Here is an 18109-nt window from a genome sequence, read left to right as displayed (position 1 = left end):
ACACTAACTCCACTCTGTCGCAAAGGATGTCGTGACCATAATGCCTATAACCACTGATCTTATTTACTTCCGCTATTTGACCCTGGAGGATGCTCCCGCTCTCCTCTCTCTTATGCAAAGAAACCGGGCCCACTTTGAGCCCTTTACGATTACACGTCCCGACTCGTTTTATACGCTTGAAGAACAGTCCTCACGGATACGGATATGGACCGAGAACAGGTCGGCGGACAAGAGCTACAATTTCGGAATATTTTTTAAGGAAAACGATGAGCTGATCGGTGAACTTTCCTTGTTTCATGTCGTCCGAGAACCGGCGCACAAATGCATGATGGGATACTGTCTGGATCATGCTTATCAGGGCAAAGGGATTATGTCGCATGCGGCACGCCTTGCCCTGGACTTCGCTTTCGATGAAGCGGGGTTTCACCGGGTGGAAGCGGGCGTTATGCCTCACAACATCGGCTCCATCCGAGTGCTGGAAAAGGCGGGGTTTCAGCGTGAAGGAGTCGCCCGCAAAAACGTGAAAATCAACGGAGTCTGGCAGGATCATATAATGTTTGCCATCCTCGAAGAAGACGAGCGGCCGCGGTCTTAAGTACCGGCCGGATCACTTCCAACATGACAAAAGACAGTTCGCACGAGGCTTGTATAAGCTCTCTGGTCATCCCCCCGTCAAGTAGACGCGAATAAAAAGACATCTGTTAAGATGGACTTAAACGTTGCCTACCGGAGGGGATTTTTCATGGGGAAAACAGGTCGAACAAATAACAAGTATCCAGATGAACTTAGAATGAGGGCGGTTCGACTCGTGACCGAGGAGAACGTGTCTTATCGAGAAGCCGCCAAAGAACTGGGCATACGCAATAAGAGTCAGGTACTCGTTTGGGTCCAGCGATATCGAGAGGGGCAGCCCCTTGTACAAGAGACCGCTCGTGAGGGACAACCGAAGACCGAGTTTGCGAGTATGGAAGAAGAAATGGCTTATTTAAGAGCGGAGATTGCATACTTAAAAAAGCGGTATCCAAATCTACACGGGGAGTGACGAACAAAGGCAGTCGATGTGAGATTATCGAGGAAATGAGACGAGAGTATTCGCTGAAGTGGCTGCTTCACCTGGCGGACATTTCACGGGCCGGTTACTACAAGTGGCGAAAGAGATGCTTGAGGCCAGATCCACGCAAGGAGCAGGAGTTGCTGCTAGCGGACCACTTGATGGCCATGCACCGTTTGCGTCCTTACTTCGGCTACTTGCGCATGACGGCTGCTTTACGGAAGGAGGGGCTGCATGTCAACCACAAACGGGTTTATCGGTTGATGAAGAAGCTCGGCATTCAATCGGTCATCCGGAAGAAGCGCCGCTTTTTCGGTAAGCAGGTATCGGTGGTTCATCCGAATCGATTGGGGCGCGAGTTCCACGCGCAAGCGCCGCTGCGCAAACTCGTAACCGATATTACCTACATTCGTGTAGGCGATCGTTTTGTGTACCTCTCGGCAATCCAGGATCTCTACAACAACGAGATTGTGTCCTGGCACCTTTCCGAGCGTAATGACCTTGCTCTTGTGACAAAAACGCTGGATAAGCTGCGTGCACAGGCGGACCTTACAGGCGTTCTCCTTCATTCTGACCAAGGCTTCCAGTACACCTCAAGGCCATTCAACGAAAAACTCGCAAAACTGGGGATGGTGGGCAGCCATTCGAGGCGGGGAAACTGCTTGGACAATGCCTCCATAGAATCTTTCTTCTCTCACTTAAAAACAGAGAACGTCTATCTTACTTCTCCCCAGACTGTTTCTGAACTGGAACAAACCCTTCATGACTACATCTTGTTTTACAATAATGGTCGTTTCCAGAAAAAATTAAACAACCGTTCCCCGGTTGAATACCGGGAAACGGCTGCTGCTTAATGACATGTCTTTTTATTCGCGTCTACTTGACGGGGGGATGACCAATCCCCTTGAATCCTCTGGCGCCTTTTTGTACTGAATATTTTTATGCCGTGGGCATTTCGTTGTAGAAAGTGACATCCTCGATCGGCAATCTGACCGTCGGATGCCCCGGCTTCGCAGCTTTGCCGATGGCGATAAGCATAACAGGAGCGTACCGTTCCGAAATATTGAATGCTTCCACGAACTTGGCCTCGTCATAGCCGGCCATCGGGACCGTATCGTAGCCTTTGGCGCGGGCTACAAGCATGAGCTGCATGGATACCAAACCACCGTCAATGGAAACGATTCGGCGAATAGTCTCCGGAGGCATGCTCTTAAAGATACCTTGATAGCGTTCAACGAATGATTTAGCCGTCTCTGCATCCATGTGGCCCGCATCAACTGCCATTCCGTAAATTTTTTCGGCCAATTTAGAGCTCTCCAAATCTCCTAACACCGCAATGACGGCCGATGCCTCGATCACTTGCTGCTGATTATACGCGATCGGAAGAAGCTTTTGCTTCAGCTCCGGCGAGTCGATAACGAGGAACCTCCACGGCTGCAAATTGGCGCTTGAAGGAGCCAGCGTCGCTTGCTGCAAGATTTCGTTTATTTGCTCCCGCGAAATCTTGACTTCGGGATCATAGCTGCGGACGGATCGGCGATCCTTAATAACATCGAAAAACTGCTGCTCCACCGTTAGAGATGGTTGTGAAACGGACATGGTTCTCTCCTCCTCAATAATTACTGTGTCTAATATAGGCACAGTATATCTTAAATAAAAATGCAGCCGAATGATCAACTGCAATGTATTTGATTACAGTATATAACGTTCCGGCTCACATTGCAATCCGGAAATTATCCTTGCATCAAATCGGCTAATGTATGCTGCTTGAGCAGTTCGACAGTCTGCTTCTGTACTTCCCCCATAATCCCTTCGAGCTTCGCATCGATTTGCAGACCCGCGGCGCAATTGGGTTCAACCCCCTGTTCACAGCAATCCGATTTGACAGCCATAAATATATCCGCCAGCGTAATTTGATCCGGACGGCGCTTCAAGTAGTAGCCTCCGCCACGCCCTTCCCTCGCTCCGACAATACCGGTGTGAGTGAGCTGCGCCAATACTCTGCGGAGGAAGGTAGCATGCGATTGTACACAGCCGGCTATGGCCGCGCTGGAAAGCGTTCCTTCGCATTGGGCAAGCAGAATCAAAGCATGCACGGCAACGCCGAAACGCGGCGGACCGATTTGGGTGCCTCGGTTAGATATCATAACAATTCCTCCTGTTTACAGCGTACCCCGGAAACGGATGTTCACATATGATATGTAACATTATATGAAAATACAGCAGATTCATAGATTCGTCAACGGTGGGCAAACATTTGTGCCTCCCCAAAAAACAGCAGCTCTGGACCAATCCAGAGCTGCCAGTCGATGGTTGGATCATTTATTGCGTTGTCCGCCAAGCTTCCTGATTTAATTCTCCGTTTATTGCCGCCGCGGCTACAGCACCTGATGCGGCTGCCGCAATGGATTGATGCATTAGTGAAGACGCGTCACCCGCTGCGTAAACGCCAGGGACACTGGATTTTCCAAATTCGTCGACTGCAATCACCCCCGTATCCGATGTGCGGCAGCCAAGGGACTGCGGCACATCCGTTCCCGGAACCAGTTCCGACTTGAAGAAGATTCCCGTGCACGAAATTTCTGTCCCATCCTCAAGCGCAACATGATTCACCATACCCTCGCTGGATATAATGGTACGAATCGGCGTATCGAATAGCGGAATATGATGATTCCGCAATTCATCACGTTCAGCCTCGCTCAATTCATCGGGGCCATTCGTGCAAACGACAAACCGCTTCGTCCACCCCGACAACAATGGAGCGAAATGCATGAGTGCCGCTCCCCTGCTAATGACAACCAGCGGCTCATCCCTTAATTCCCAACCATCGCAATACGGGCAAACAAACGCACTCTTCCCGTAGATCTCGGTCAATCCCGGAATCTCGAGCTTGCGATCCTTCATGCCTACGGCAAAAAGCAGCTTTTTGCTGGCGATCTTCATCCCTGCGGCCGTCTCCAGCAAGAAGGTTCCGTCCTCACCCGAGATCGACACTACGGTATCTTCCACCCGGGAAACCGATGGATAGACGCGCAGCTGCTCCTGCGCAATACGCCGGAATTCACTCGGGCTGATTCCGTCCCGCGTCAAAAACCCGTGCGCCTCCCGGGTCACGCCATTGCGGGGACGTCCCTCATCAATGACAATCGTTTGCTTCCTCGCGCGTCCCAGCATAAGTCCGGCGCTCAAACCGGCGGGACCTCCCCCGATAATCGCTACATCCACTTTGTTCATGATTGTTTAATCCTCCTCGTTAGTTATTCGATATTTATGGCGACCGCATGCTAGATCCGGTCTTCTCTGTCGTACATATGCTGATTTTGCAGACGAACAAGCACTTTGCCGAACCGGCCGCCTTGCCGGATTTCCACTTGTTCGCCGGGATAGCGCGTGTCCAAATGACGGGACACAATATGACGAACCCTCTCGTCCGTCTCGATACCGTACATTTTCAACCAATTCATCGTATCATTGAATGCCGTCTCTTTGGAGACCGTCGTTGTTTTCATTTCCCGGGTTACCAAAGATTGATAAGAGTATCCCTTTAGCAGCAGTAATTGGGTCAGGTAAATCATCTCCAAATGCTCGGTCTTTCGAGGGCGATCGGTGACAAGCGGCCATACCTCGTCGACCAGGCTGTGCTTCCTGGAACCTACCGACAGGCTCATGTAGCAGAACGATCTCGCGCAGCTCAGCACCTTCTCCACACTGGCCCAATCGACCAGAACCGGGCACATGGAGACAAAGACGAGATCAAAGGCTCGCTCCCATCCCCTTATCTCAAGATCGATGTTTTCGAAAGGTTCGTGCACCACCTTGACCGTTCCATTCGTCAGGCCCGAACTATTTTGCTCCAGGAGTTCAACCATCGGACGGGAAGTTTCTACCGCCGTTACATCCGCTCCCCGCTCCGCGAAAGGTACGGAAAAGCCACCCGACACCGCACCTATATCCAGAACAGAAGATCCCGAAAATTCAACGTCCTGGTCCTCTAGCCAGTTCATAATCCGTCTGGTCCTTCGCCTGCCTTCTTCGCTGAACACCTCCTTATTGAACGACTTGGCCGCTGAATCAAGTGAATGCGTAGGATCGATGCCTGCCCTCTTCATCTTGTTTACTCCCGTATACGGGTCTTCCTTCCAGGCTTTTTCCCATACCGCCGAATCAAATAGTTCATTCCTCATCGTATTTATCACCCTTTTTTCTCATTGTGCTGTGCTTCTGTCGTCACTGCTTGCATATTCTCCATTCTCCCAGCTAGAATTCGATATTTTAGATTTTAGAGATACTAGTTATCTTTAATTACTTTAAAAAGAAGTGTTATGTACCTATATTCAGTTTCCGTTTCAATGAAAACACTAAGGTTTAACGAGGTTCATTTTCGGCGGGATATACCCGAGTTGCCTGCCCATTTTTAAAATTTGTCCTCTATGATGAAATTCGTGGGTGATGGTGTGCGTAAATAGCCATAATTCGGTTAACTCTACTCTGCCAGGATGCTTGAACGGTAGGGTCCCATTTGTTTTTAAATTCATTCAGAAATTCATGAACCAGAGCATCCGTTTTCTTAAAAACTTCACGCATTTCCTGTACATTGTCAACGGATTCTGATTTTATTTGGGGAAGTGATTTACCAAGGGCGCGACTCCCCAACCATACCCGATAACAATCGGCTACATGAGCATGCAGACTGCGAACAGAAACTCCGCCTAAGGTTTCAACCTCTTTAACATAATCTGTGGGGGAAAAAGTTTCGCAATAACGAAATAATGATTCCCTTGTGCGTTGGATCAATTCATACTGGCTTTTGAGTACGTCCATCTTCTCGCTCCCCTTTTACCTGGTTTCAACGTCCATAACATGTTCAAATATGGTTAGTAATTCGTGATCAATATACGTAGAAGGATGATAGTTCGCCCCCTCGTATTGTCCAAGCACAATGGCTTTCATATTCATAGTCTCCTCTCTTTCCCATTTACCAGCGTTATAATATTTCCCTAATTTCATTTGAGCCGATAGCCGCCATTCACCCTCCTAATCGATTCAATCATAGCAATTATAAATCGATATTATAGATAACAAAGATAATTGTTATCTATAATTGTCTTAAAAAAAAGAAGTGTTACATGACTATATTCAGTTCCCGCACTAGATCAGACATTTTCTGATTTCTCAACTGTTCTTCCATCTTCTCTTCTGCCGATAACACCACTTTTTGAATCGGGCATCCTGGTCCATGTTCGAAACTGCAATCAAACAAGGAGGCCGAGCCTTCAATCGCATGGATGATATCTAGGAACGAAATATTTTCCCAATTTCGTTTGAGTCGATATCCGCCGTTCACACCCGTTATCGATTCAATCATGCCCGCCTTCACCAACTTGGTCAGTATTTTGGACAAATAGGTTGGAGACACATTTTGCCGCTCCGCTAACTGCTGTACACCTATTGGTTTTTGGGGAGTCGCCGCAGTAAGAAAGAGCATTGTATGGAGGGCATAATCGGTAGCCTTGGAGTACTTCATTCATAATCACCTCAAACACAGACTTAACAAGTCTATAATAACTATTATGCTTTATTACGTCAAGCTTCAACAGGTGAAGGTTTGTTTCGATCTATTCCATGGCACTATTCATCCTGTCCAACCAAACTCGTTATTTCTCCCAGAGTTCGACCAGTCGGCCTTCAGGATCTTCAATCCAAACAAATTTCCCGAATTCACTAACCTCTTTTTTCTTTGCAAGAGGTACACCCATATGTTCAAGATGCTTAATAGTCTCGTCTAGATTATGTACTTGGAAATTTAACATCACTTGCTGATCTGTAGGAAAATAACTGTCATTCTCGGTAAAGAAAGAAAAGATAGTCTCATTTCCTGATTAGGGTTTTATCACAGTCCCATTCCAGTTTTCTATTTCAATCTTCAACACCTCACTGTACCATTTTTTTATAGCTTCAAGATTCCTAGTTCTCCAAAAGATGCCTCCAAAACCTTTTATCATCGTATCTGCTCCTGTCTTTCTTCAAATTTTTAGCTATCCGATTACATTTTTTAAAGCTGTTTCAGCATGTCATTCAACTTACGTCGTTCGCTCAATCAATTAAATTTTCTCCGTTCCCGATCTAACAGTTCAGTCAACGTTATCAAGCTTTCGGCCACAGTTTGATGAGCTGTGTCGATGACGATTCGATCCCGGTCCCAAACATCATACTGCCGGTTCCTGACCTTCTCCCAAGTAGGTAGAACAAAACCGGGTATATCGGCTGCACGCGTTTCGACTCGATGCCTGTGTTCACGATCGTCAGAGCAGATCACTTCGATTTCCATAAACGGAGTTTCAAGTGATTCCGCCACGTTGCGCCAAGCTTGACGCGTTTCATGGATAGGATTGACTGTATCTGCTATGACGTCAAGGCCCAACCGGAGATTCTGCGATGCAATCGCATAACACACGATGTAACCCGCAGGTCCATCGTCCCAAGTTCCGGCAACCCGCATAGCCTGCTCCACGACATCGACTCGCAGATACGCTGCCTGTAACTCTCTAGCCAGAGCGGATGATAGCGTGGACTTCCCGGTGCCTGGCAACCCGCTAAAGATATAAAGCATAAAACTCTCCTCCTTCACAGCAACATCAGTAAAACGAGAGGTACTCGTTCTCGTTCTAGGTCTTATGTTTATTTTCCCATTCTACTACTTTATTTTCCTAGCGTACAAATTTAGTTGCCGACATCCGGTGGTCTATGTTTTAATCCGTATCGATCGACAAACTCAGGTCAAAAGTATTTCATGCAAAACTGAATAGCAAAGACCGTATAAGTTTAAACCGAATCAGAAAAATGCAGTTTCGCCTCTGGTCGATTTCGTATCTTGTACTTGATCCAGAGAAACAGTATTAATGGCAACGCTGTGTTCGAAGCGATAAAGAACAACAGCGACGGCAAGCCCGTGAGCGGCACATACTCGGCACCTTTAAACGGAATAAACAATTGATCACCAATAGGACTGTCAGAGAATAGGATTGCCGAAGTTGCGTTCCAGCCGAGATGGCTGCCCGCCGCGATCGCCATGGAACCCGATTTTGAGTACGCATACGCCCATACCAGTCCCATCACAAAAGTGGTTGCAAACATAAAGATCATAACGGGGATGTTGCCGAACAAACCATGCGAGAACCAATGATAAACCCCAAACGCGGCTGCCGAAACAACAACCCACCAACCGGCAGCGAAAAAGTCAGTCCATCGATAGCCGGAGTTTATTTCCCAGCCCGCTGACGTAATCAAAGACTCTGTCCATTTGACAACCGCACAAGCGACCAGTCCAATCAGTAAAGCAATTCCAAATTGCCGTAGGCGCAGGCCAATTGGATTGTACCCGAGTACGGACAACGGCTGCCTAATCGTGAAGCGAACCAAAAGCCATGACAACAGTACAATCACGATAATGCCTAACATAACAAGTCTCCATCCCCTTTATCGATTTTATTCTCGCATGACTGTTCTTTTCGGAACTCATGCATTTGCAAGAGACAGCTTACTGATGTGGGATGATTTGCTGTGAATGTGAGGAGCCGACTTCTTGGATCCGTGCTTTATTTACGAATGTACAAGGAAAAAGTTTCCATGTCTGGATCGTATGTCACTCAAACTGATAATCAAAAAGAGAGGCTGGGAAAATTCCCAGCCTCTCTTGGATAACGATTAATGTTCTTTTGAAGTACACTAAGCTATGTGGATTGTTAAATAGCTAATTCCCCAGTTTTTTCACTCGGCCCATAAGACCGTGGAGCGTTCGGACAAATTCATTTCCGGTTAAATGTCCTAACCCTCCATAAGCACAATCAATTTCATTGTACCGCCAATTCCGGTCTCTTCGGACGCTAGGCCCGTAGATCAGAACCGGAACGGGGTCGCCGGTATGTTCTCCTACCTCACAAGGCGTTGAGTGATCGGCAGCCAATGCGAGATAGGTGTTTTCAGGCAGCCCCTGAGCGATAAGCCCCACCATTTTATCGAACTGCTCGATCGCTTTTGCTTTTTCAAGCGGTTCATTATCGTGACCTTTTAGGTCAGGCGCCTTGAAATGTACCAAAACCATGTCACTGTGGGTGATTTCTTCGATCGCCAGTTTAGCTTTCAGCTCAATATTCGTATCCATATTTCCTGTCATACTGCTATCCGTGATGGCTTTAAAGCCGGCCAGCCGTGCAACGCCGAGAACCGTACTTTCTCCTGCGATGCAGCTTCCCTTGATATTTAATTCATCTGTGATCGGCTCAAGACGAGCCATCTTCCCGGCTCCCCTGGTAAGAATAAAATTGGCGGGCAGTTTGCCCTGTTCGATACGTTTTGCATTGACCGGATGATCCGATAAGATGGCGTGAAATTTAGTAAGAAGCTTATTCAGGATCGATGCCGTTCTCTTGGACTCCGCGGAATCGTCCAGCGGCTGCACCTCTTGATAGGGATATCCATCGTTCGGCGCTTTAGGGTCGGAATCGCTGATATTTTCGCTCAATCCGGCACCCCGCAGGATGAGTACCGCTCGATGTTCCGTTGCCGGTTTAAAATACACCTTTACCCCTTGAAGCTCCAAACCGTTGATCGCATCCGCGATTTCATCCGTTCCCTGCCGTATCCGTCCCGCTCTGCGATCGACAACGATTCCGTTGTCGTCTACCGTGGCGAAATTACACCGAAGCACGACATCTCCCTCTTGAACATCCATTCCGATTCCCAAAGCTTCGATCGGCCCCCGTCCAGGATAATGATGCGGCTGGTAGCCGAATAAAATCATATGCCCCATATCCGTCCCCACGGGAATGCCCGAACCGATCAAATCCATCATGCCTGAAACACCCATCAAAGCCAGCTTGTCCAAATGGGGCGTCTTCGCGAATTCCAACGGCGTTTCATGATTAAGCAATGGGTGGGGGCGGTCTCCTACCCCGTCAGCAATGGCTAAAATAACTTTTCTCTGCAGCATGGTATCCTCCTAATGTTCTATATTCCGATTACTTTAAACCAGGTGAATATGGCCAAGCTGATCACGCAAGCACCGATAAAGCATGTCACGACCGCATATTTCACTTGATCCAATACGGTAAAATATCCTGTCCCGAAATAGATGGTATTCACCTTGGAATGCGGCGGAAGCGTAATCGTGTACGTCATGGTCATGGCTGCGGCTAAAGCTAGCGGGACAGGGTCCATTCCGAGCGTTTTGGCCAGTGCGATGAATGCCGGTATCAATATCGTCACTCGTACGGTTTTGCTTGTAAAAATAAGATGGCTGTACATGCTGAGGAACACCACCACGATATAAACGAGAGCATGGTTCATCTGCTCTAATCCCAGAGCGTCTACGACCTTGCTGATTATCCATTCTGCGCCTTTCGATTTATCCAGCGCATTACCGACCGCGTAGGCACCTGCCGCGAAAATCATCAGTTCCCATTTGATGTTGGTCTCTTTCCATGTCAGCAAACCGACTCGGGGCAAGAGACACAGGAGCGCAGAGAGCACGGCCGTTTGTTCCGTACTGATTTCGAAACCAAACCAATCCTTGTGATAGTCACCGGTCGCCCATAGAACTACAGTAAAAATAAAGATCGCCACAGCCTTCTTTTCATCCAGGGAGAACGAACCCAACTTCTTTAACTCATCCCTAAGCGTATCCATTGCGCTTGTGAAATTGTTTTCGTCCTTGAATGAAAACAGCTTTAATCCCACGAAGAACGTGATGAGCATCGTAACGATCGCAGTGGGCATAGAGGCCAGAAGCCAATCCATGTAGCCGATGTTGCCTCCTGCTTGATCATTAATGAATCCGACTGCGATAATGTTTCCCGAAGTAGCCGTCATGACACCCGATGTCGCAATCGCGTCTGCTTGAACCCCTTGAAGCATCATCGTCTTTCCAAGGTTACTTTTACCCGGTATCGCTTTGTAGACTTCCAACAAAATTAGGCAAATTGGCACCATAAGTGTAGCTCTAGCCGTAGTGGAAGGAACGAAGAAGGCGAGAATAAAATTGATGACAATCAATAAGAATAACGTCGTTTTCGGCGTCTTACCGAATTTTGTGACCATCCACAACGATAATCTTCTGCCCAAATTCGACTTGATCATAGCAGCGGTGAGAATAAACGCGGAGACCATCAACCAGATGACGTCATACCCTAATGTTTCGAACGCGACGGATTGATCCTTAACAGCTCCGACTAGCGGAAGCAGTAAAATGGCAATAATGGAAGTCAAATAAATAGGAATCGGGGTGGTAATCCAAAGAATGAGCGCTCCGGTGAATATGGCGATCGAACTTTGGGCCTGCGCACTCATGCCTTCAGGCGTCGGCATAAAGAAAAGCAGCAATACGACCGTTATAGCCAGGGGAATCCCCCACTTCTTCATGCTTTCTTCCATCTTGCTCTTTTTCTTGATCGGCGGCTGTTTGACATCACTTTCCAAGCTCTCTTTGACCTCAGACATCTTGTGCCCTCCCGTCTAATGATAACGCTTTTATAATAGGCAAAATTTTTCCTTGAATCCATTTGATTTTATTCTTGTAATCATCACATCTTGTTACCATTCCCGTCTCTCTGGCAACCCTCATTCATTCATTAAATCCCCATCCTTTTATTTATTTTCGTTTGCATTTTTAGTATAGTAACGATAATTGTATCAATCAATTTGATTATCTTTGATAAACAATAACAAATCATTATAATACAATTTCCTTGAAAGGGGAACTGTCCATGAACTTCAGCAAACTGCAAACGTTCATCACTCTATCCGAGTGCTTGAACTTTACGGAGGCGGCCGAATTGCTCTATTGCTCCCAACCGTCCGTAAGCATGCAAATTCAAAGCATTGAGGCGGAGTTGGGGGTATTACTTTTTGACCGGATCGGTAAAAAGCTTTACCTGACCAAACAAGGCGAGGAATTCAAGCCTTATGCAGAGCAAATGATCAACCTGCTGCATTCAGCTAAAGATCATATCAGGCAGTTGGAAGACTTATCCTATGGTACATTATCGTTCGGTGCGAGCAATTTTGTGGGTGTCTATCTGCTCCCCATGATCCTGCGAAATTATTCCAAAACGTTTCCAAATATTAAAATCAACATGAGCATTACTTCTTCTAGCCATCTTATTCACATGTTGGAATCTAATAAAGTTGAATTTCTTGTTCTGTCTGATCGGGTTTTGATGGATGAATCCCGTTTTGAAAGTAAAACTTTTTATGAGGACGAGCTTGTCCTTATTGTCAATCCTCTGCACCCGCTTGCCGCAAAGCCGGTTTGTACCCTACAGGACTTGGCCAACGAAACGTTCATTATAAAACCTGACAAATCGGCCACGCGAAGTTACTTGGAAGGAAAGTTTGAGGAATTGGGGTTTACTCCACCCAAATATCTGGAAATCAGTAACTTGGAAGGAATTAAACAAGCGGTCATTCATGAACTTGGCGTATCGATTGTTTCTAACTTTGCCATTCAACAAGAAGTTAAAAACGGATTAATCGTCAAAATCCCCGTAAAAGGGGTTACCTTCACCAGGGGGATCTGTTATGTCTATCATCGTCAAAAGAATCTTTCTCCTGCGGCCAAACAACTTGCTTCATTATTAGATCAATTCTATGACGTAAATTCCAACTAAAGGGCGAAGCAACCGAAGCGCGATAGCAGTCTTGGCTTGTTTTTTCCAGATCTGCTTGGTTGGTATCGCAAAATATGAAAATGACCGGGCAAGCAACAGCCTACCCGGTTCATCCGCTTTACTACTATTTGTGTTACCCTTCAGCTTAACAGGTCTATCGTATCCCCGCTATTCGACCTGTTACGCACACGAAAAGTTACCTTTGTCCCTATACCTACCGTACTTTGGATATTGAGTCCTGTTCCAAAGTGCCGTTTTAATCGCTGATCCGTATTAATCAATCCGACTCCCGAACTGCTGTCTGCTTTTCTTTCCAGTATTCTTTGTAATTGATCTTTGTCCATTCCAATCCCGTTGTCTTCAACGGTTATCTCTGCATGCGTGTCATAGACAGAAACCCTAATAACAATCTTCCCACCGCGGGTGCGCTTCATAACTCCATGTCTTATCGCATTTTCAACGAGAGGCTGGATCGTAAGAAATGGGATTTTTAATTCCCCATAGTCATCTATCTCCCAAATGATCTGCAGCATGTCTTCGAAACGGATCTTTTCGATATATAAGTAAGAGCGCACTAGACTTAGCTCCTCTTCAATCGGAACAAGTCCATTCGGATTTTCGAATTTAAATTTATTTCTCAAAAAATGGCTGAGCTCATGGAGCAGATTACCCATCTTCTCTAAATTAATGTCACTTAAAGCTATTACAGAATTTAATGCATTAAATAAAAAATGAGGCTGAATCTGCGCTTGGAGCCATGCAGCTTCTAATTGCAATTGTTCACGAACGACTTGTTTAATCGTTGTCAGTGCCTCGATCCGTGATTTTATTTCTATGGCCTCCACCGGCTTCGTCACATAATCGTTGGCTCCCGCCAAAAATCCACTCTGAATATCTTTCGGTTGACTTCTTGCGGTAAGGAGCAAAATAGGGAGCTCAGTGAGTGTAAATCGCTTACGAATGATCCGTGTCAGCTCATAACCGGACATCTGCGGCATCATAATATCAGAGATGACCAGATCCCATTCCTTGGTACCCAGTACTGCTAACGCTTCTTTGCCGCTCGTTACCATCGTCACCTCATAGTCTTCCGGCGGTAGAATGGTTTCAAGCACTTGAAGGTTGATAGGATCATCATCAACAATTAATAAGTGCGGACGATCGCGATGCACGTCTAATAAAATGGTTGGTTTCACGACCGGCGGGATATCCGCCTTTTCCCCGTTTATCCAGACATTTTCTTGAATCGGCACGGATCGTAATGGCAATGGCTCAAGTGCGCTCGTCCTATCGTTCTCTTCCTCCGCCACCAAGTCTGCCAGCTTTAATGAAAATTTAAATTCAGAGCCTTCTCCTGCAACAGAGGACACGGCTAACGTACCTCCCTGAAGCTCGACCAGCTGCTTGCTTATACTTAAACCTAACCCGAAGCCGCCTTCAATCATGGTCTCACTCGTGCTGGCTTGCTCATACGGACGGAATAGGCGCTTAAGCATGTTCTCATCCATCCCGATACCGGTATCCGCAATAACGATATAGGCTTGTCCCTCTTCCACATAAGCTCGAATCGAAATGACCCCATCATTTGTATATTTCACTGCGTTATGAAGTAAATTGAAAATAATTTGAGTCACCCGGTTCTCATCCGCATGTACGGGAGGAAAATCTTCAGGAATATGATTTACAATTTGCAGAGACTTCACTTCTGCATTTAATTGCAGCATATCAAGCACGCCGGTCACAATCGGCTGAATAAACAGGACTCTTTGCTGTATACGCGGATTGCCCTCCCGTAAACTCATCACATCAATCAAATCATTGATGGTCAATGTCACTCGGCGTCCTACCGATAAAATCGTTTCAAGCTCTTTGATACTCCTTTCCTGCAACAAATGCCGCTCCCGTTTTAAAACGGATTGTGACATATTAAGCATGCTATGTAGCGGATTTTTAAATTCATGAGAAGTATTTGCTAGGAATTGATCTTTATGGTCATTCATCCTTTGCAAGGTTGTCGCAAGCTCTTTCGTGTTCGCATGCATGATTAAATAATCTTTAAACCATACTGAGGCTAAACAAGCCATCGCAATAATCATGTCGAACGGATAGTAGACAAGACTCAAACCGCTATCCAGCAAGATTAACGACCAAATAACATAGTTACTAAACGCAAGAAAAGAGAAAAGCAGTAAAAGATTGCTCTTTAAATCTTTAATTACTTTTTTAAACATCGTAATCAGCGTAATAACTCCAGCAATACCACCTAATACATAATAAATAGGGAAGAGCATGATCACCTGAGTTGGATTTAAAAACAACGTGATGCCGGCAGTCCCTAGATTCATTATTTTATAGAAAGGGTACATCCTACGCCAATATGAAAGCTCGCGATGATTCGTACACTGGAGCAAAGCATAGGCTGCAATAACGAAAGCAATATTAGTCAGCCTAAAATCCCAATTACTTCCAATGTAAAATAATTGATGGAACAACTTCTCATCCGTACTAAAGACACTCGTGATCGTTACACATAATGCAAGCAAACTGAAATAAAGCAGCTTCTTTTCCTTATTTCCTAGTAAATACAAAATAAGTGCATAGACAGCATGCATAATAAATATAATCGCTGCCAAGAACTGCATAAAAATGGAGGCTTTCATCTCTTTGGCAATGGCTTCTTCTGAACCAAATTTAATGGATCGGACAATGCCCCCGCTTCGACTATCCACATAATTTGCCGCCTGAATGACGAGTTCGATTACACCGTTGTCATCTGCTGTAAAGGTTGTAGAATAAGGCAGGTCCTTCGAAATATATTCATCCTTTATTGTCGCCACCTGTCCGGATTTAGTAAGTAATCGACCGTTTACATATAATTCTGATGCAGTGCGTACGCTGGGCACACGAATACTATAATTAAGGTCCTTTTCCGGATTTACATAAACTCGCAAGCGATAAGAACCGAATCCGTATGGAGTTGACTTCCCGGCATGCAAAGCTTCATTCCATCTTCCCGGAACCTGAACAAGCCTTGGCTTACTCTCGCCAAATCCTTGTAACTGCCTGCCATCCATCAGCCTTTGTGAGGGATAAAACTCCCATTCCCCATCAAGTAAAACAATTTCCCCGTCCTCTGCATTCCAATTGCGCAAATCGAATTGCCCGTTTTTAATCGGCTCATGTTTTTGATCACGAAACATTTCCATCCACAAAATGCGCGAACCGGATAAAATAATCAATAATAATCCTAGCATTACAAGCATACTGCTCTTCTTTATTTGGTATTTCGATGAATGATTTCCCAAGAAATATACCTCTCCTATTCTTTCTCTTCTAAAACATTTATGTAGACACTAACTCATATTTTCCTTCATGCCAGGAGTTTCCTTGTTTCTATTATACAGCCATACTTACTTAGCAAACTTTAGTTTTTTTATATTGAAATAAAAAAAGAATGAGCAAAATGTCCTTTGCTCATTCCTTTATGAAAATGGTCTGTGCCATCTTAATCGAGCGAGCCCGTCTTCGTGAAGGCCCAGTAAATCTTAAGATTTGCAGGGGATTGGAAGATGTTAATATTTGCTCATCGAATAATAAAAAAGGAACGGAAAAATTCCCGCTCCTAAGTACTTGAAATGCCTACTTGGGAATATTCACATTTTGAAATTTCTTTTTGACAGAAAGAATAATTTCAATCAATACTACCAAAATTAAGGAAATGCCAAATAGCGGCATCATACATCCTAATAACAGCATGAAAATAATGAATCCAACCGATAGCTTACTACTTGATAGGTTCGGCGGAGCCGACAAGGAATTTTTCTTTTTCCTAGCTAACCACGTTCTAAAGCCCCAGAAAATAACGAGCAAGAACGAAAGACATACAACCAGATTCAATACTTTATTGAGCCAGCCAAATAAGTGACCTTCATGCAGTGGGATTCCCCATGTAAACCATTTGGCTAGAATTCCATAATCTTCAAAACCGACCTTTGAAATCAATTTACCGCTATACTGATCAAAATAGCTTGTTACTTCATCATATGGGCTAACGTCTAAGCCGGTCACTCCCGTATTACTTCCTTTAGAAACGGTATATACCCCTTGCTCGTTTTTTGGATAAATAATGGAGTATGGCTTGGAAATATTTTCTTGATTAACCTCGTTCATCAACTGTTGGACCGTGATCATTCCACTTGGGTTGGACGTATTATCCATATTAGCCATACCGTTGTGTTCAGCATGAGATCCTCCGCTTGAAGTCGGTGGCTCGTTTTTACGAGTAGCCCAAGGAATTTCGCTCATATCCGAAGTAGGTGGATTCTGTTTTAATGCTGGAGTTCCAATAGACGGATGCTTTTGAGCTGCGGAGTATATAAAATCACCCATAAGGGCTGACCAAGGCAATCCCGTAAAAATAATGATAACCATTGGAATTGTAATGATTGTACCTATTAGTGCATGCCATTTCAGATTCTTTTGCCGCTTGGTTGGATTCGGCTCCTTCTTCAATGCCCTTCCTTTGAATGTCATATAAATACCGGATAGAAGCAGGAAGATTGCCCAGCATGCGGCCAATTCAACTAAGTAGTTAACAATAGTTCCCCCCACAAAGAGTGAACTATGGACCTCTCTCATCACATTGGAAAACGTATATTTTGGATTTTGGCTGCCGACAATTTGATAATTCGGATCTAAAAATACATATTTTTGATCGCCATCTTTATTTGTCATCGTCAAACGCGTATTATATGGATCCTCTAACACAATAACTTTTGAAACCGAATAATCTTTGAATGTTTGCTTTGCTTTCTCAATACCTTGATCTATCGTCAATTGTTCTGTTTGGCTTCCTTTGTTAAAAAATTCATTTTTGTACAAGTTATTCTCTACATTTGTATAAAACAAATACCCGATGCCGCTTAATGTTAGTGTAATAAGAAGTGGCGTAATAAATAATGCTGCATAAAAATGCCATCGCCAAAAACGATTATAATTAGTTTTCTCCATCATCCATTTCCCTTCATTTTTCTTTTCAGCCTTTTCTATTATAGCAATACGGTTTCTCGTTACAATGACTCAATTGGGCTATATTCTGGCATTCTCAAGGCACTTGTAACCTTGGTCGGAAGACCGTCAAATTAATCTCCAGTGTTTCATCGGTGTAGATCTGCTTGGGGCTCTGGCAGGCGCCGCCATTACGAGTTAGGTGATCCGTTTGAAAAGCCGACTCTGTTTGGACAAGTGATTAATAAGAATTAATCTCAGTTGCGCTTAACGATATATGTTCTTGTCTTTGACTTGGGACAAGAACATGTATCGTTAAAACAAAAAAAGCCGCAACCATGCGACTCCTTTACGTTATATGTTCTTGTCCTCCGACACCTTTGCTCGC

At 45.2% G+C, this 18109-nt stretch carries 14 protein-coding genes and 2 pseudogenes; 3 read left to right on the top strand and 13 right to left on the bottom strand.

The features are described from left to right. Positions 1 to 40 precede the first annotated feature (40 nt). A complete protein-coding gene (locus tag AC2TF6_RS14015; protein ID WP_491311539.1) occupies positions 41 to 595 on the top strand; it encodes a GNAT family N-acetyltransferase in 555 nt (184 codons plus the stop codon). Positions 596 to 742: 147 nt separating this feature from the next. After that, positions 743 to 1905, top strand: a protein-coding gene (locus tag AC2TF6_RS14010) for an IS3 family transposase (RefSeq protein WP_491311538.1) whose coding sequence is annotated in 2 segments (ribosomal slippage) — positions 743 to 1019 and positions 1019 to 1905 — 1164 coding nt in all. Because the reading frame shifts where the segments join, the coding sequence is not laid out codon by codon here. 85 nt (positions 1906 to 1990) lie between these two features. On the opposite strand, the gene AC2TF6_RS14005 is transcribed toward AC2TF6_RS14010, so the two are convergent. The 11 genes and pseudogenes from AC2TF6_RS14005 to AC2TF6_RS13955 all read right to left on the bottom strand — a co-directional run bounded on the left by AC2TF6_RS14005 (position 1991) and on the right by AC2TF6_RS13955 (position 11545). After that, positions 1991 to 2650, bottom strand: a complete 660-nt coding sequence (locus tag AC2TF6_RS14005; protein ID WP_491311537.1) for a nitroreductase family protein — start codon at positions 2648 to 2650, stop codon at positions 1991 to 1993. A 134-nt stretch (positions 2651 to 2784) separates the two neighbouring features. Continuing rightward, the gene (locus tag AC2TF6_RS14000; protein WP_491311536.1) at positions 2785 to 3198 is read right to left on the bottom strand and encodes an RrF2 family transcriptional regulator; all 414 of its coding nucleotides are present in this window, start codon (positions 3196 to 3198) and stop codon (positions 2785 to 2787) included. Between the two features lie 175 nt (positions 3199 to 3373). Continuing rightward, the gene (locus tag AC2TF6_RS13995) at positions 3374 to 4285 is read right to left on the bottom strand and encodes an NAD(P)/FAD-dependent oxidoreductase (protein WP_491311535.1); all 912 of its coding nucleotides are present in this window, start codon (positions 4283 to 4285) and stop codon (positions 3374 to 3376) included. Between the two features lie 50 nt (positions 4286 to 4335). Further along, positions 4336 to 5235 (bottom strand): methyltransferase domain-containing protein, encoded by a 900-nt coding sequence (locus AC2TF6_RS13990; RefSeq protein ID WP_491311534.1) that lies wholly within the window; start codon positions 5233 to 5235, stop codon positions 4336 to 4338. Positions 5236 to 5409: 174 nt separating this feature from the next. Continuing rightward, positions 5410 to 5872, bottom strand: a pseudogene (locus tag AC2TF6_RS13985) (DinB family protein). A 301-nt stretch (positions 5873 to 6173) separates the two neighbouring features. Continuing rightward, complete coding sequence (locus tag AC2TF6_RS13980; RefSeq protein ID WP_491311533.1) at positions 6174 to 6575, bottom strand: Rrf2 family transcriptional regulator; 402 nt, start codon at positions 6573 to 6575, stop codon at positions 6174 to 6176. A 130-nt stretch (positions 6576 to 6705) separates the two neighbouring features. After that, a pseudogene (locus tag AC2TF6_RS13975) lies at positions 6706 to 7053 on the bottom strand (VOC family protein). A 95-nt stretch (positions 7054 to 7148) separates the two neighbouring features. Continuing rightward, positions 7149 to 7661, bottom strand: a complete 513-nt coding sequence (locus AC2TF6_RS13970; RefSeq protein WP_491311532.1) for a P-loop nucleotide/nucleoside kinase family protein — start codon at positions 7659 to 7661, stop codon at positions 7149 to 7151. A 212-nt stretch (positions 7662 to 7873) separates the two neighbouring features. Then, entirely contained in the window at positions 7874 to 8509 is a 636-nt protein-coding gene (locus tag AC2TF6_RS13965; protein ID WP_491311531.1) for a CPBP family glutamic-type intramembrane protease, read from the bottom strand. Between the two features lie 292 nt (positions 8510 to 8801). Beyond that, complete coding sequence (locus AC2TF6_RS13960) at positions 8802 to 10040, bottom strand: 2,3-bisphosphoglycerate-independent phosphoglycerate mutase (RefSeq protein WP_491311530.1); 1239 nt, start codon at positions 10038 to 10040, stop codon at positions 8802 to 8804. A gap of 17 nt (positions 10041 to 10057) precedes the next feature. Further along, on the bottom strand, positions 10058 to 11545 hold the full coding sequence (locus tag AC2TF6_RS13955) for an SLC13 family permease (protein WP_491311529.1): 1488 nt from the start codon (positions 11543 to 11545) through the stop codon (positions 10058 to 10060). A 266-nt stretch (positions 11546 to 11811) separates the two neighbouring features. Between AC2TF6_RS13955 and AC2TF6_RS13950 the strand changes: the two genes are divergently transcribed. Further along, positions 11812 to 12714, top strand: coding sequence for a LysR substrate-binding domain-containing protein (locus AC2TF6_RS13950; protein WP_491311528.1), 903 nt, complete (start codon positions 11812 to 11814; stop codon positions 12712 to 12714). A 140-nt stretch (positions 12715 to 12854) separates the two neighbouring features. Here the strand turns inward: AC2TF6_RS13950 and AC2TF6_RS13945 are convergent, their stop codons facing one another. Continuing rightward, positions 12855 to 16019 (bottom strand): hybrid sensor histidine kinase/response regulator, encoded by a 3165-nt coding sequence (locus AC2TF6_RS13945; protein WP_491311527.1) that lies wholly within the window; start codon positions 16017 to 16019, stop codon positions 12855 to 12857. A gap of 334 nt (positions 16020 to 16353) precedes the next feature. After that, complete coding sequence (locus AC2TF6_RS13940; RefSeq protein ID WP_491311655.1) at positions 16354 to 17724, bottom strand: PepSY-associated TM helix domain-containing protein; 1371 nt, start codon at positions 17722 to 17724, stop codon at positions 16354 to 16356. Positions 17725 to 18109: the final 385 nt, after the last annotated feature.

Source organism: Paenibacillus sp. JNUCC 35 (assembly GCF_058269095.1).
This window is presented reverse-complemented; position numbering and strand designations above follow the sequence as displayed.

Bases quoted from the DNA above. Each gene is read 5' to 3' on its own strand.
- AC2TF6_RS14015 (WP_491311539.1), top strand. From the start codon at position 41: ATGCCTATAACCACTGATCTTATTTACTTCCGCTATTTGACCCTGGAG.
- AC2TF6_RS14005 (WP_491311537.1), bottom strand. From the start codon at position 2,650: ATGTCCGTTTCACAACCATCTCTAACGGTGGAGCAGCAGTTTTTCGAT.
- AC2TF6_RS14000 (WP_491311536.1), bottom strand. From the start codon at position 3,198: ATGATATCTAACCGAGGCACCCAAATCGGTCCGCCGCGTTTCGGCGTT.
- AC2TF6_RS13995 (WP_491311535.1), bottom strand. From the start codon at position 4,285: ATGAACAAAGTGGATGTAGCGATTATCGGGGGAGGTCCCGCCGGTTTG.
- AC2TF6_RS13990 (WP_491311534.1), bottom strand. From the start codon at position 5,235: ATGAGGAATGAACTATTTGATTCGGCGGTATGGGAAAAAGCCTGGAAG.
- AC2TF6_RS13980 (WP_491311533.1), bottom strand. From the start codon at position 6,575: ATGAAGTACTCCAAGGCTACCGATTATGCCCTCCATACAATGCTCTTT.
- AC2TF6_RS13970 (WP_491311532.1), bottom strand. From the start codon at position 7,661: ATGCTTTATATCTTTAGCGGGTTGCCAGGCACCGGGAAGTCCACGCTA.
- AC2TF6_RS13965 (WP_491311531.1), bottom strand. From the start codon at position 8,509: ATGTTAGGCATTATCGTGATTGTACTGTTGTCATGGCTTTTGGTTCGC.
- AC2TF6_RS13960 (WP_491311530.1), bottom strand. From the start codon at position 10,040: ATGCTGCAGAGAAAAGTTATTTTAGCCATTGCTGACGGGGTAGGAGAC.
- AC2TF6_RS13955 (WP_491311529.1), bottom strand. From the start codon at position 11,545: ATGTCTGAGGTCAAAGAGAGCTTGGAAAGTGATGTCAAACAGCCGCCG.
- AC2TF6_RS13950 (WP_491311528.1), top strand. From the start codon at position 11,812: ATGAACTTCAGCAAACTGCAAACGTTCATCACTCTATCCGAGTGCTTG.
- AC2TF6_RS13940 (WP_491311655.1), bottom strand. From the start codon at position 17,724: ATGGAGAAAACTAATTATAATCGTTTTTGGCGATGGCATTTTTATGCA.